This window comes from Ruegeria sp. CRTD044, from assembly GCF_059613485.1.
In genome coordinates this window covers 603236-615145 of sequence record NZ_JBXWSP010000004.1, presented here as the reverse complement: position 1 = coordinate 615145, position 11910 = coordinate 603236, and the positions used below count along the sequence as shown (strand labels likewise).

The following is an 11910-nucleotide window of genomic DNA, read 5'->3' as shown; positions in this document are numbered from 1 at the left end:
GATTTGCATCAATTATCGCCTTGAACCCGCAGCGACAAGTAAAGTTGAGACCATAAGGCGCGAGGAAACGACGCAGGTTACGTGCCGTTACGTGCCGTTTCGCGCAGATTGTTTCCGATCAGACGCGCGTTTTCCCGCCGCTACGGGCTGGACGGCGCTGCCAGCGCTGTTAGGGTCCGCCGCAATATCTCATCCATTCAGGAGCACACCCATGTCGCTTGACGCCACTCTGAGCAAAATCGACTCTGACCTCTCAGCCTCCATCGAACGGCTGATGGAGTTTCTGCGAATCCCGTCGATTTCCACCGATCCGGCCTTCAAGAAAGACGTGGACAAGGCGGCCGACTGGTTGGTCGACGACCTTAAAAGCATAGGGATTGATGCGAAAAAGCACCCGACCCCGGGCCACCCGATGGTCGTGGGCCATGTCGGCGACGATGCGGACGCCCCGCATGTGTTGTTCTACGGCCATTACGATGTGCAGCCCGTTGATCCCTTGGACCTGTGGAACCGTGACCCGTTCGACCCGGCGCTGGAAGAGACAGAACACGGTCAGGTCATCCGCGGACGGGGCTCGTCGGATGACAAGGGCCAGTTGATGACATTTGTCGAAGCCTGCCGCGCTTGGAAGGCGGTCAACGGCAAGCTGCCTTGCCGCATCACGTTTTTCTTCGAAGGCGAAGAGGAATCCGGTTCACCTTCGCTGGTCCCATTTCTCGAGGCCAACAAGGAAGAGTTGAAGGCCGATCTGGCGCTGGTCTGCGACACCTCGATGGTCTCGCGCGGTGTGCCCTCGATCGCATCGCAACTGCGCGGCATGCTAAAGGACGAATTCACCATCATCGGTCCGCGCATCGACCTGCATTCCGGCCATTACGGCGGCCCCGGCTTGAACCCGCTGCGGGAAATCTCGCGGATCGTTGCATCGTTCTACGATGAGGAAACCGGACGAGTCGCGGTGGAAGGTTTTTACGAGGGAGTTCACGAAGTCCCCGCCGAGCAGCTGCGCCAGTGGGAGAACTGTGGTTTCGACGAGGCCGAGTACCTCAACTCGGTGGGCTACACGCAACCTCATGGTGAGAATGGGTACTCGACCCTTGAACAGCAGTGGGCGCGACCGACGCTGGAGATCAACGGGTTGTGGGGCGGCTACAACGGCGCCGGTTCGAAAACGGTGATCCCCAGCCAGGCCCATTGCAAGATCACATGTCGCCTGGTCGGTGAAATGGACCCGGACAAACTGCGCGACAAGATCCGTAAGCATGTTGAAGACCGGCTCTCTTATGACGCCAAAGTCGTCTGGGACAATGATCTCGAGGGCTCCCCTGCGTCGGTCATGAACCTGGATCGCCCGGAATTCGAAGCGGCACGCGCCGCACTGTCCGACGAATGGGGGCGCGAAGCCGTTTTCACCGGCATGGGAGGATCGATCCCGGTGGTGGGATACTTCAATACGGTCCTGGGCTTGGATTCAATGTTGGTCGGCTATGCCAACGACGATGACGCAATCCATTCGCCCAATGAAAAATACGACGTGAAAAGCTTTCATAAAGGGATCCGCTCGTGGGCCCGAATTCTGGACGCTCTGAGCCGATAGCCGCGTTTTATCGCAAGGCGCAGCCTTGCGCTCCGGGATATTCCGAGCCAGGTGAAGTGCGGATGCGAACTTCATCCGGCCGGCGGTATCCCGGTGTGTCGCGGGCAACGCGGCCGGGGGCAGCGCCCCCTTAAGCCGCGGCCCACAGACAGACCGTCTTACATGTGGATCACGCGTCCGTAGGCGTCCAAAACCGATTCATGCATCATTTCCGACAAGGTCGGGTGCGGGAAGACTGTATTCATCAGGTCTTCTTCGGTGGTCTCCAACTGGCGACCTACGACATAGCCCTGAATCAGTTCGGTCACTTCCGCGCCAACCATATGAGCGCCCAGCAACTCGCCGGTTTTCGCGTCGAATACGGTTTTGATCATGCCTTCCGGCTCGCCCAATGCAATTGCCTTGCCATTGCCGATGAACGGGAAGCGGCCAACTTTCACATCAAAGCCAAGCTCCTTGGCCTTGGCCTCGGTATAGCCAACCGACGCGACCTGGGGATGACAATAGGTACATCCCGCGATGCTTTCCGGTTTCACGGGATGGGCATGTTTGCCAGCGATGAGTTCCGCGACCATCACGCCTTCGTGGCTGGCCTTGTGCGCAAGCCAAGGCGCTCCGGCGATGTCGCCGATGGCATAGAGGCCATCGACCCCGGTCCGGCAGTATGCATCCGTCACCACATGGGTGCGGTCGATTTTGACGCCCAGCGCCTCGAGCCCGAGGTTCTCGACATTTCCGACGATCCCAACGGCGGAGATGACGGTATCGAAGTCGTGCTTTTCGACCTTGCCGCCGGTTTCGATATGAGCCGTCACCTTACCTTTGCCGCGATCCAACTGCTTGACCATAGATTTCTCCATGATCTTCATGCCCTGTTTGACAAAGGATTTCTTGGCGAACGCGCTGATCTCGGCATCTTCGACCGGCAAGACCCGATCCATCACTTCAACCACGGTCGTGTCTGCGCCCAACGTATTGTAGAAGCTGGCAAACTCGATCCCGATCGCTCCGGAACCGATAACAAGCAGCTTTTTCGGCATCCGGGCCGGTTGCAGCGCATGTTTGTAGGTCCAGACCAGATCGCCATCTGCCTCCAGGCCCGGCAACTCGCGCGCACGGGCACCGGTGGCCAAGACGATGTTCTTCGCCGTCAGTTCCTCGGTGCCCTTGTCGGTCTTGACCGTCACTTTGCCTTTCGACGGGATTGTCGCCTCGCCCATCACGACAGTGACTTTGTTCTTTTTCAGCAAATGACCGACACCGCTGGTCAGCTGCTTGGCAACCCCGCGCGAGCGTTTGACAACCGCGTCCAGATCGTAACCGATCTTGTCCGCACTAAGACCAAAATCCTTGGCGCGCTCCATCAGGTGGAACACTTCGGCCGACCGCAGCAAGGCCTTGGTCGGGATGCAACCCCAGTTCAGGCAGATGCCGCCCAAATGCTCGCGCTCGACCACGGCGGTCTTGAGGCCCAGTTGGGCCGCACGAATGGCAGCCACATAGCCGCCGGGGCCCGCACCGATTACGATCAGATCAAAGGATTGTGCAGCCATGTTTACCTCTCGGCGCAGGTCGATTGAAAACTAGTTTACCGTTAAACTATTTTTTTGAACGCATCAATATGCTGCCCCGCGACATATGTGACGCAGGGTCATCAAAACAAGAGTGCGCGCTATTCAGCCTATACCCCGTGTCCCTCGAAGGCTAGAAAAGACCTGCAACCATGTTCGAATTTCGGATCTACAGATTTTGGGGAAACCAGCCATGGCCAAGACACTCAAAGATTTGTTGCTTGCCCTTTTGAACGCCACACTGATCCTTGTAGCTCTGTGTCTGTTCCTTGGTTGGAAGCTGGCGCGAAGCGTCGAGAATATTCAGGACAACTTCAGAGAAAGCCTGCAAATCGTTCAGCCGCTGCGAAAACAGGCGCAGGGCGTCCGAGAGGATCTTGCAAGTCTGCGCGCTGATCTGTCCGGTATTCGCATCCTGGGAGATGATGAGCCGGAGTTGAAGCAGAAGCTTCAGCAGGCGCTGGTGCGATTGGACGAGGTTCAAGCCAAGCTGGAAACCACGCAGGCCCGCCTCAACGAACTGGTCGAAAATCCTCAGATGCTGATTGATTACGCAATCACCACGACCGTCGATGCCACAACGGCCAGGCTTATCGAATTGCGCGGATGTGGAGAGGCGGCCTAACCCGCCGCCTGCAACTCACGCACCGTTGTGCCGTATCCACCGCCGCTGACATATGCGGCTTCGGGTGCCGTGGTCTGACGGGCAAGCGCCGCGTTGCGGTACGGGAAACGCCCGAACTGGCGGATCACCTCACGATGGGCCCGGGCATGCAGCAGATTGCTTGAACCATGTTCAGGCATACGCTGGCACATCAGGCGCACACAGCGCTCCTGATCGCACAGGTTCTCTGAATGCATCATCGGCAGGTAGAAGAACTGTCGGGCGGGCTCGTCGATCTTCAGATCCCATTCCTTGTCGACGGCACATTTCGCTGCTGCCAGTGCCGCCTTGTCCGATGAGAAGGCTTTGCCGCTGCCTCGGAACATGTTGCGCGGAAACTGGTCCATGAGGATGATGTAGGCCAGCGATCCGCTGGGATACGTCAACCACAGAGAGAACTTACCCTCGCACGCGGCTTGCCATGTCTCAAGGAAGCGGTCCCGTATCTGCGCATCCAGCGCTTCATCTTCGCGGTACCACCCCTCGGGGCCTACTTCATCCAACCAGAAACTCAGTACTTTTTCAGGACCAACCATTGCCCTTGACTCCGTCTGTTCCCCCCCGAGGGACGTAACGTCATTTAAGTCGGTTTTACAGACTTGTTACAGTAACATATTGCAACAGTGACGACACAAATCCGGCGGTCAGGCAGGTTGGTGCTCATCCTCTTCGTCCTGAGCCGCTTCGATCGCGACTTCCTGAGCAACTTCCAGTGCGACCGGCGATGCCGTCGGGTACAGCGGCGACATGGTGCCGGTCTCGTCCACGGGCACCGAGGCGCGCTGGGTCATCCGGTAGACCGCATAGCCTGCCATGACAAAAAGCAGTGCGGCAATGAACAGGAAAAAGCCGGGCGGCCCGAACACGGCATCCCCCATCAACCAGCCGGTGATCAGCGGGCCGGCAATTGCGCCAAGCCCGTTGATGAAAATAAGCCCGCCGGACGCGGCCGCCATATCTTCATGTTCGAGGTAGTCGTTGGTGTAGGCGATGAGCAGGGAATACAGCGGATTGGACATGCCACCGATGACAAAGGCCGCAGCCAGCAAAACCGGGAAGTCGACCCCAAAAACCATGCCCACCGCCGCACTGATGCCGCCAACGACCGAAACCAGCAGGATCAACAGGCGCCGGTCCATGCGATCCGAAAACCAGCCCAACGGATACTGCAGCACCAATGCGCCGATATAGAATGACGCCACGAAGGTCGAAATCTCGACCAGTGTCAGCCCGGCCCGCGCGCCGTAAACCGCGGCCATGCCGAACTGAGCCGAGAAGATGCCGCCCAACAGGAACATGCCGACACAGCCCAAGGGCGACGTGTCCATCAGCTGCTTGAGCGTCATCGGCTTGGTCGTATCAAAAGCCGGGGTAGGAGAAATCGACAACAGGATCGGAGCAAAGGAAACGGAAACCAGGATCGAGGCAATCACAAAGGTTTCGTACCCGGCCGGGTCCCCTGCAAGCATCAGTGCCTGCGCGCTGACAATGCCGATCATCTGGACGATCATATATAGCGACAATGCCTGGCCACGGTTTTCGTTGCTCGCGGCGTTGTTCAGCCAGCTTTCGGCGGTCACGTACACGCCGGAAAAGCAGAACCCGATGACCACACGGCCCAGCGACCACGCGATCGGATCGGTCAGCATCGGATAGCTGATCATCACGGCAGAAATGAATGACGCCAGCGCCGCGAAGACCCGCACGTGCCCGACCCGCCGTATCATCTCGGGTGCAAGTCGGGATCCGCCCAGAAAGCCCAGGAAATACGCGGACATGACAAACGACATCTGCAGGGTCGAAAACCCTTCGATCTCGCCCCGGACACCCAACAAGGTGCCCTGCAGGCCGTTGCCGATCATCAGCAGACCCATTCCGAGTAGAAGCGCCCACGCGCTGGCAAGTACCTGAAGCATGTTTGCACTCCAAATCCGCTGAACAATGGCTTTCGTTAAAGGATCAAACGATGTCCCGGTCGCGCTTGTCTACGACATTCACCAGATTCGATCCCGCGATCCCGCCCTCTAAGGGATCAAAAGCGACGCGTCACCATAAGAAAAGAAGCGATAGCCACTTTTGATCGCATGATCATAGACCCGCAGCATCCTGTCCCGGCCCATCAGCGCCGAAACCAGCATCAGAAGCGTCGATTTCGGCAGATGGAAATTGGTCATCAACGCATCGGTGACCTGAAACTGGAAGCCGGGGTAGATGAAGATGTCGGTCTCTCCCTCCCAAGGCTGGATCGATCCATCGCGCGCGGCACTTTCGATCAGTCGCAAGGCCGTGGTGCCAACCGGGATGACGCGGCCACCCGAGGCCTTGGTCGCCTGAATCTCGGCTGCGGCCTGCGGGCTGACCTGCCCCCATTCGGCGTGCATCTTGTGGGTCGTCACATCCTCGACCTTGACCGGCAGAAACGTTCCGGCCCCGACGTGCAGGGTAACATGGGTGAACTCGACTCCTCGATCTGCAAGGGCTTGCAACAATGGCTCGTCAAAATGCAGAGAGGCGGTGGGTGCCGCCACGGCCCCGGCCTGCCGTGCCCAAACGGTCTGGTAATCGGTCTTGTCACGCTCGTCCGCCGGCCGTTTGGCCGCGATGTAGGGGGGCAAAGGCATTGCTCCGGCCTGCTCGAGCGCCCGGTCGAAATCATCGCCCTTCAGATTGAAGCGCAGATGGGCCTGGCCGTCGGCGACCCCTTCCAGAACCGCGCTGAGGTCGTCGGAGAACACGATCTCTTCGCCCAACCGGATCTTCTTGAGCGGTTTCAGCAATGCGCCCCAGGTGCCGTCGGCGCGGGGCTCCAGCAAGGTGGCCTCGATTGCGGCCGAGACCGGACCCTGGGCGCTGTCGCGATGGCGCCGACCGCTCAGCCGGGCCGGGATGACGCGCGTGTCGTTCAGCACCAGCCGATCACCGGGGCGAAGCCAGTCGGGCAGGTTGAACACCCGATCATCCGAGATCGCGTCACCCTGTGCCACCAGCAGGCGCGCCGAAGACCGCGGGCTGGCGGGCCGCGTGGCAATCAGGTCATCAGGCAGGTCGAAATCGAAATCACTCAGCTTCATGGCCGCGCCATACATCGCCCGAACAGATTCGGCCACACTCTGCGTCAGCGGTCCTCGCCCCGGCTTCCCACCGAAGGGCTGGGTCCTTCCGGTGCAACCGGCGTTGCGTTGGGGCCGTCGGAAACGGTTGGGGCAGGTTCTCGCAGCAGGTTGCGCAGAAACAGTGGCGCCAGACCGGACAACGGGTTCACCGACACTTGCGGGGCCGAAATCGGGCCCACCAGCGTATAGTTGAACGCGAAAACGCCCTCGCCCTTTTTGGTCAGGACGCTGCCAATCGCGTTCACCATATAGATCGGAGAGATCGCCCCGCGTAGGTTCAGGAACTTTCGTTCGGTGTCCACAGTCCCGTCGAAGGACAGCCCCATCGACGGCCCGACTGCGCTGCCGCTGAGAATCTTGACCTCGGTCGGCGTGATCCGCATCTCGCTGTCGATTGATGAGAAGTAGATCCCCTGCCCGGCCATCTCGGTCAGCAAACCGACCAAGCTGATTGCGTTCAGCAACGCCGCCATGGCCGGAGCATCCTGAATCCGCGTGTCCGTGATTTTCAGGGTCAGATCGTAGTTGCCCGGGCCAGCCACCGGATTCAACCGGAGTTGCAGCTTTCCCCCTCTGGCCTGGGTCAACAAACCGGCAGACCGCAGCACCGCACCGGCGTCCACGGACTGCAGGCTGACCGCACTGCGAGATCCGCTGGGCACAACCTGCCCCTGAACAGGGGCACCTCCGTTGACCTGAGCGGAAAATCCACCCTTCAACCCACCGGTCGTTTCGAAATTGCCCTTCAAACCGGTCAGGGCCACTTCCTCGGTCACCTGCAGCCGGTCCAGCGCCACGTCAAGGTTCGGGCCTCGACCGGATGACGCGCCGCCGCCGCTGCTGCTGCCGAACGTCGCTTTGCCCAGGTTGAGAACGCCGCCCAGCACGCGGATATCCGGCGCTGCTGCGCCGCGGCCGATCAGCTCGGCCGGCACAGCCAACCAATCGCCCAGTTCAAAAGAACTGAACTGAACCCGATCCAAAGCGCCATTTGCGATCGAGATCGAAGCCACCGCACGCAATCCGGCGGCATCAATCCGCAGGCTGTCCACCCGCAGTTGATCGCCCAGCGTCGCCTCGGTAGCCAACGTCCCGGCAGTGGCTGCGGATTTTTGCCAACCCAGTTCGGGAATTGCCATTCCGACGTCGACCAGATCGGAGGTCGCGGTCAGCTTTGTCGGCTCTCCCCCTCCAATTCCAAGACTGATCTCCGCCACGCCTTGCCCGGTCAGCATACCGGACGGCAATCCGGCTTTCAGTTCATCCATCAGCCGCGGGGACAGTTCGATCTGCCCGCTGAGCGTGCTGCGTTGCGCTGTCTTGCCGCCGATCGGCTGTCGCCAAGTCGCCTGTATCGGCACCTCTCCGAACAGACCGTCTCCGTCGATCGCCACCTGGGTCTGATCCCCGCTCAGGCGCAGTTTGGCGGCGCTGATGCGAAAGCCCGGAACCAGTTTTTCCGTATCCAGATCAATCAATTCGCCCAGAAAGTGAAATTGCGTATCCTCGAATTTCAGCCCCTTGATCAAGGGCAGAGACAGAGTGCCGCCCAGTCGCACACTGCCCGAAGCCAGATCGACCGGAAGGTTTGCCTTGGTCAGCAATTGCAGCGGCGCCCGGTCAAGCAACGACAAGGCCGAGGTCACACTGCCACTGGCCTGAACACGCACAATGCCCGGTGTATTCTTTTTGATGTCGGTATCGGGGATAATGAACGACGTCCCAGAGGCATCAACCGCGCCACCGTCATCGGCGATCACGACGCCCTTGCGGGCGGTTACCGTGAACCGACGGCCAATCAGCGTGGCCTGCCCACGCCCGCCTTGGATCGGCGGCAAGGTCTTGGCAAACCGAACCAGCGCATCATCGAAATCGAAATCAAGATACAATTCGGGCTTGGAGTCTCCGGGCCGCAGCCTCAGAACAAAGTCCATGTCCGACAGATTGCCTTCGTACAGGTTCTCGGTCACCCATTTGCGCGGTTTCGGAGCCAATCGGGGCGGCCAGTAATGCAGCAGCTTGTCCGATGCCATGTGCCCCAGCCGCGCGTTCAGATCCACGCTCCACCCCTCCGGCAGGCCCACAAGCTCGCCCGAAGCGCGCAACAGGTCTTCGCCATCTTCGACCACGACCTGCCCCAGTTGCAGCCGGAAGGGGTTCAGGCGCACTTGGAAGTCCAGATCGGCCTGCTTGACCTCAAGCGCATCAACGAACAGGTCGGCCGGGTTCACCCGGATACCGTTCAGACGGAACTGCACCGCCATGCTTTCCAGCGTGCCGGCCTCTACACCCTTCAGATAAGCTTTGCCCTCGCCCTGTACGCTGCCCCAGCCCGACACCACGGAAACCTCGTTGAAATCCAGTACCTGCTGCGCCGGGTCATAGGTAAAATACGTGCGGGCCGAGTCGAACGGAACCGGTCGGGTCTCGGGGTTGGGCTGAACGGCCCCGGCCCCAAGGTTCAAGGTTGCAAATACAGGCCCAAGCGCCCCGGCCCCGTCGATACTGCCGCGCAATGCGCCCGAGATCGGCGTGTCGAGCACCTGCAACCAGGCCAGTGCCGGGGATTGCGCCGCGACGTCGGTCGCCGGAAGATCGGTGATCGAAATCCCGAACTGCGCCTCGGGTGAGCCGAGCGTGCTGGTGTAGTTCGCTTCGATCATGCTGACATAGTCACGGCCCGCCAGCACCGAGAACCCGGTCGCCAGGCGCAGGGCGCCTTCGCTCCTCGTCGCCAGAATATGCCCGCCGTCCAGAACCCAGGACCGCCCAAGGCGCAGGTCCCGATAATCCAGCGTAATGGCGTCAAGCTCGACCGAGGTCAGGGACGACAGGACCGGTGACAGGAACACCTGATCGGACTGTTCGATCAATTCGGCCAAGGTTGGCGCATTCTGCACGGGCGCGCTGCCGGAACCGACGGTCAGCGAGAGCGATCCGTCCTCGGCTCGGGTCAATGCGATCTGCGCGCCGTTGAGGGTGATCCGCTTGGGCCGGACATGGCCGCGCAGCAGCGGGCGCATCGCCAGGCTGGCCTGCATGCTTGAGACCTGTGCGATCTGGCGCCCCTCGGCGTCGCTGATCGAAACATCGCTGAGCCGCAGACGCGGGCGCCATTCCTTGTTGATGATAAAGCTGACATCGCCGAACCGGATCTGCAGACCGCCCAATGCGTTTTCCAGCCGCGTTTCGACCCGGTCGCGCAGCCATTCCGGCGCATGGATCCGATGACCAAACACCATGACCCCGGACAGGACGGCCAGAAACACCAGCAGGAACACCCCGCGCAAGGCCCACAGCCCGGCTGTCCGCCGACGGGATCGGCGGCGCGGCGGTTTCCCGCCCTTCTCAGCCTCGTCCTGTTCGTCTTGCGCCAATTTGCCGTCCACGTCTTTCAACCTGCCCGAGCCGCCCTATGATACGCGGCATCACCTACAAATCCTGACCGGAGTTCAAAATGCCTGACGTTGCAGACATCGCCCCCGATTTCACCTTGCCCCGCGATGGCGGCGGCACGGTTACCCTGTCGGACATGCGCGGTCGTCCCGTTGTTCTGTTCTTTTATCCCCGCGATGATACGCCGGGCTGCACCAAGGAATCCATCGGTTTCTCGGAGCAGCTTCAATCCTTTGCAGACGCCGGCGCACAGGTTTTCGGCATCTCTCGCGACAGCGTTGCCAAACACGACAAGTTCGTTGCCAAGCACGGGCTGACCACTCCGCTGCTGTCCGACGAAGGTTCGACCGTGTGCGAGGATTACGGCGTCTGGGTCGAAAAAAACATGTATGGCAAGAAGTCGATGGGGATCGAGCGCTCAACCTTCCTGATCGACGCCGACGGCAAGATCGCCCGCGTCTGGCGCAAGGTCAAAGTTCCCGGCCATGTGGATGAGGTGCTGGAGGCCGTACGCGCGCTTTGACGCTGCGGGCCATCCGGTCTAAGAGGCGGCAGTTTTCATCCAACCCGAGGATTACCGTGGCCAAAACCCTGACCAAGATGGCAACCGAGGTTCTGACCACTGCGGATGGGCGGTCCAAGACCGCCCTTTCCAAACGCTATGCCGCCGAATGGTTTGCAGCGCGCAACGGCGACGCCCCCGCGATCGAAGTCGGAACAGCCACGCCACCGTTGCATCCGTCGCGTCCTGACAAGCCCAAGCTGCTGTCGCCGCGCGACGTGCCGCGCCGTCGCCCCGGCTCAGAGGCTGGGCGCATCGCGCTGCTGCACGCTGTGGCCCATATCGAGTTGAACGCAGTAGACCTGCACTGGGACATCATCGCCCGGTTCGGGCATGTGCCGATGCCGATCGGATTCTACGACGACTGGGTCAAATGCGCCGAGGAGGAGTCGCGCCATTTCGAGATGGTCTGCGACTGCCTGGAAGCGATGGGCAGCCACTACGGCGCCCTGCCCGCCCATGCCGGGATGTGGCGCGCGGCCGAGGACACCGCCGAAGACCTGATGGGCCGGTTGGCGGTGGTGCCGATGGTGCTCGAGGCGCGCGGCCTCGACGTGACACCGGGCATGATCGACATCTTCCGCAAGGCAAAGGCCGATCAGGCCGTGGCCGCGCTTGAGGTGATCTATGCCGAAGAAGTCGGGCATGTGGCCTATGGCTCGAAATGGTTCCACTTTCTGTGCGGCCGCGAGAATGCCGACCCCAAGTACGTGTTCCATCAACTGGTCCGGCGCTATTTTCATGGCGCGCTCAAGCCGCCCTTCAACGAGGAAAAGCGGGCCGAAGCCGGCCTGCCGCCCGATTTCTACTGGCCTTTGACCGAGGATCTGCCGCTCCCGGGAGACGGGAAGCGCTGACGGAAACGCGCCGATTTCGGCAATTTTCTGCCGATGACGTGCGGGAAAACACCGTAATTGTCGACCAATCGGTTAACAAACTTGCCCAACCGGGAACGGCCCTTTAAGCAATCGGCCCAAGGGGCGGCGATCCACTCACGACCGTTCCCG

9 protein-coding genes are annotated in these 11910 nt (G+C 60.6%); 4 read left to right on the top strand and 5 right to left on the bottom strand.

Going from position 1 to position 11910, the window contains the following annotated elements:
- Positions 1–211 precede the first annotated feature (211 nt).
- Entirely contained in the window at positions 212–1597 is a 1386-nt protein-coding gene (locus AC2FNL_RS06015) for a dipeptidase (protein WP_496832821.1), read from the top strand.
- A 158-nt stretch (positions 1598–1755) separates the two neighbouring features.
- Here AC2FNL_RS06015 and lpdA read toward each other — a convergent pair whose 3' ends face one another.
- Complete coding sequence (lpdA, locus tag AC2FNL_RS06010; RefSeq protein ID WP_496832820.1) at positions 1756–3150, bottom strand: dihydrolipoyl dehydrogenase; 1395 nt, start codon at positions 3148–3150, stop codon at positions 1756–1758.
- Positions 3151–3361: 211 nt separating this feature from the next.
- Between lpdA and AC2FNL_RS06005 the strand changes: the two genes are divergently transcribed.
- Positions 3362–3793 carry a hypothetical protein gene (locus AC2FNL_RS06005; protein WP_496832819.1) on the top strand — a complete coding sequence of 144 codons (432 nt, stop codon included), beginning with the start codon at positions 3362–3364 and terminating at the stop codon, positions 3791–3793.
- Here the strand turns inward: AC2FNL_RS06005 and AC2FNL_RS06000 are convergent.
- The 4 genes from AC2FNL_RS06000 to AC2FNL_RS05985 form a co-directional block, all read right to left on the bottom strand.
- Positions 3790–4368 carry a DUF924 family protein gene (locus AC2FNL_RS06000; RefSeq protein ID WP_496832818.1) on the bottom strand — a complete coding sequence of 193 codons (579 nt, stop codon included), beginning with the start codon at positions 4366–4368 and terminating at the stop codon, positions 3790–3792. The genes AC2FNL_RS06005 and AC2FNL_RS06000 overlap by 4 nt on opposite strands.
- A 108-nt stretch (positions 4369–4476) precedes the next feature.
- Positions 4477–5748, bottom strand: a complete 1272-nt coding sequence (locus AC2FNL_RS05995) for an MFS transporter (RefSeq protein ID WP_093962373.1) — start codon at positions 5746–5748, stop codon at positions 4477–4479.
- Between the two features lie 108 nt (positions 5749–5856).
- Entirely contained in the window at positions 5857–6903 is a 1047-nt protein-coding gene (gene queA, locus AC2FNL_RS05990) for a tRNA preQ1(34) S-adenosylmethionine ribosyltransferase-isomerase QueA (RefSeq protein ID WP_260066292.1), read from the bottom strand.
- Positions 6904–6947: 44 nt separating this feature from the next.
- Positions 6948–10334: a YhdP family protein gene (locus AC2FNL_RS05985; RefSeq protein ID WP_496832817.1), complete on the bottom strand. Its 3387-nt coding sequence runs from the start codon at positions 10332–10334 to the stop codon at positions 6948–6950.
- A 68-nt stretch (positions 10335–10402) separates the two neighbouring features.
- On the opposite strand from AC2FNL_RS05985, the gene AC2FNL_RS05980 reads away from it, so the two are divergent.
- Positions 10403–10864 (top strand): peroxiredoxin, encoded by a 462-nt coding sequence (locus tag AC2FNL_RS05980; protein WP_496832816.1) that lies wholly within the window; start codon positions 10403–10405, stop codon positions 10862–10864.
- 77 nt (positions 10865–10941) lie between these two features.
- Positions 10942–11760: a ferritin-like domain-containing protein gene (locus AC2FNL_RS05975; protein WP_496832943.1), complete on the top strand. Its 819-nt coding sequence runs from the start codon at positions 10942–10944 to the stop codon at positions 11758–11760.
- The last annotated feature ends 150 nt before the right edge of the window (positions 11761–11910 follow it).

Coding starts and splice junctions, on each gene's coding strand:
- AC2FNL_RS06015 (WP_496832821.1), top strand. CDS start 212: ATGTCGCTTGACGCCACTCTGAGCAAAATCGACTCTGACCTCTCAGCC.
- lpdA (WP_496832820.1), bottom strand. CDS start 3,150: ATGGCTGCACAATCCTTTGATCTGATCGTAATCGGTGCGGGCCCCGGC.
- AC2FNL_RS06005 (WP_496832819.1), top strand. CDS start 3,362: ATGGCCAAGACACTCAAAGATTTGTTGCTTGCCCTTTTGAACGCCACA.
- AC2FNL_RS06000 (WP_496832818.1), bottom strand. CDS start 4,368: ATGGTTGGTCCTGAAAAAGTACTGAGTTTCTGGTTGGATGAAGTAGGC.
- AC2FNL_RS05995 (WP_093962373.1), bottom strand. CDS start 5,748: ATGCTTCAGGTACTTGCCAGCGCGTGGGCGCTTCTACTCGGAATGGGT.
- queA (WP_260066292.1), bottom strand. CDS start 6,903: ATGAAGCTGAGTGATTTCGATTTCGACCTGCCTGATGACCTGATTGCC.
- AC2FNL_RS05980 (WP_496832816.1), top strand. CDS start 10,403: ATGCCTGACGTTGCAGACATCGCCCCCGATTTCACCTTGCCCCGCGAT.
- AC2FNL_RS05975 (WP_496832943.1), top strand. CDS start 10,942: ATGGCAACCGAGGTTCTGACCACTGCGGATGGGCGGTCCAAGACCGCC.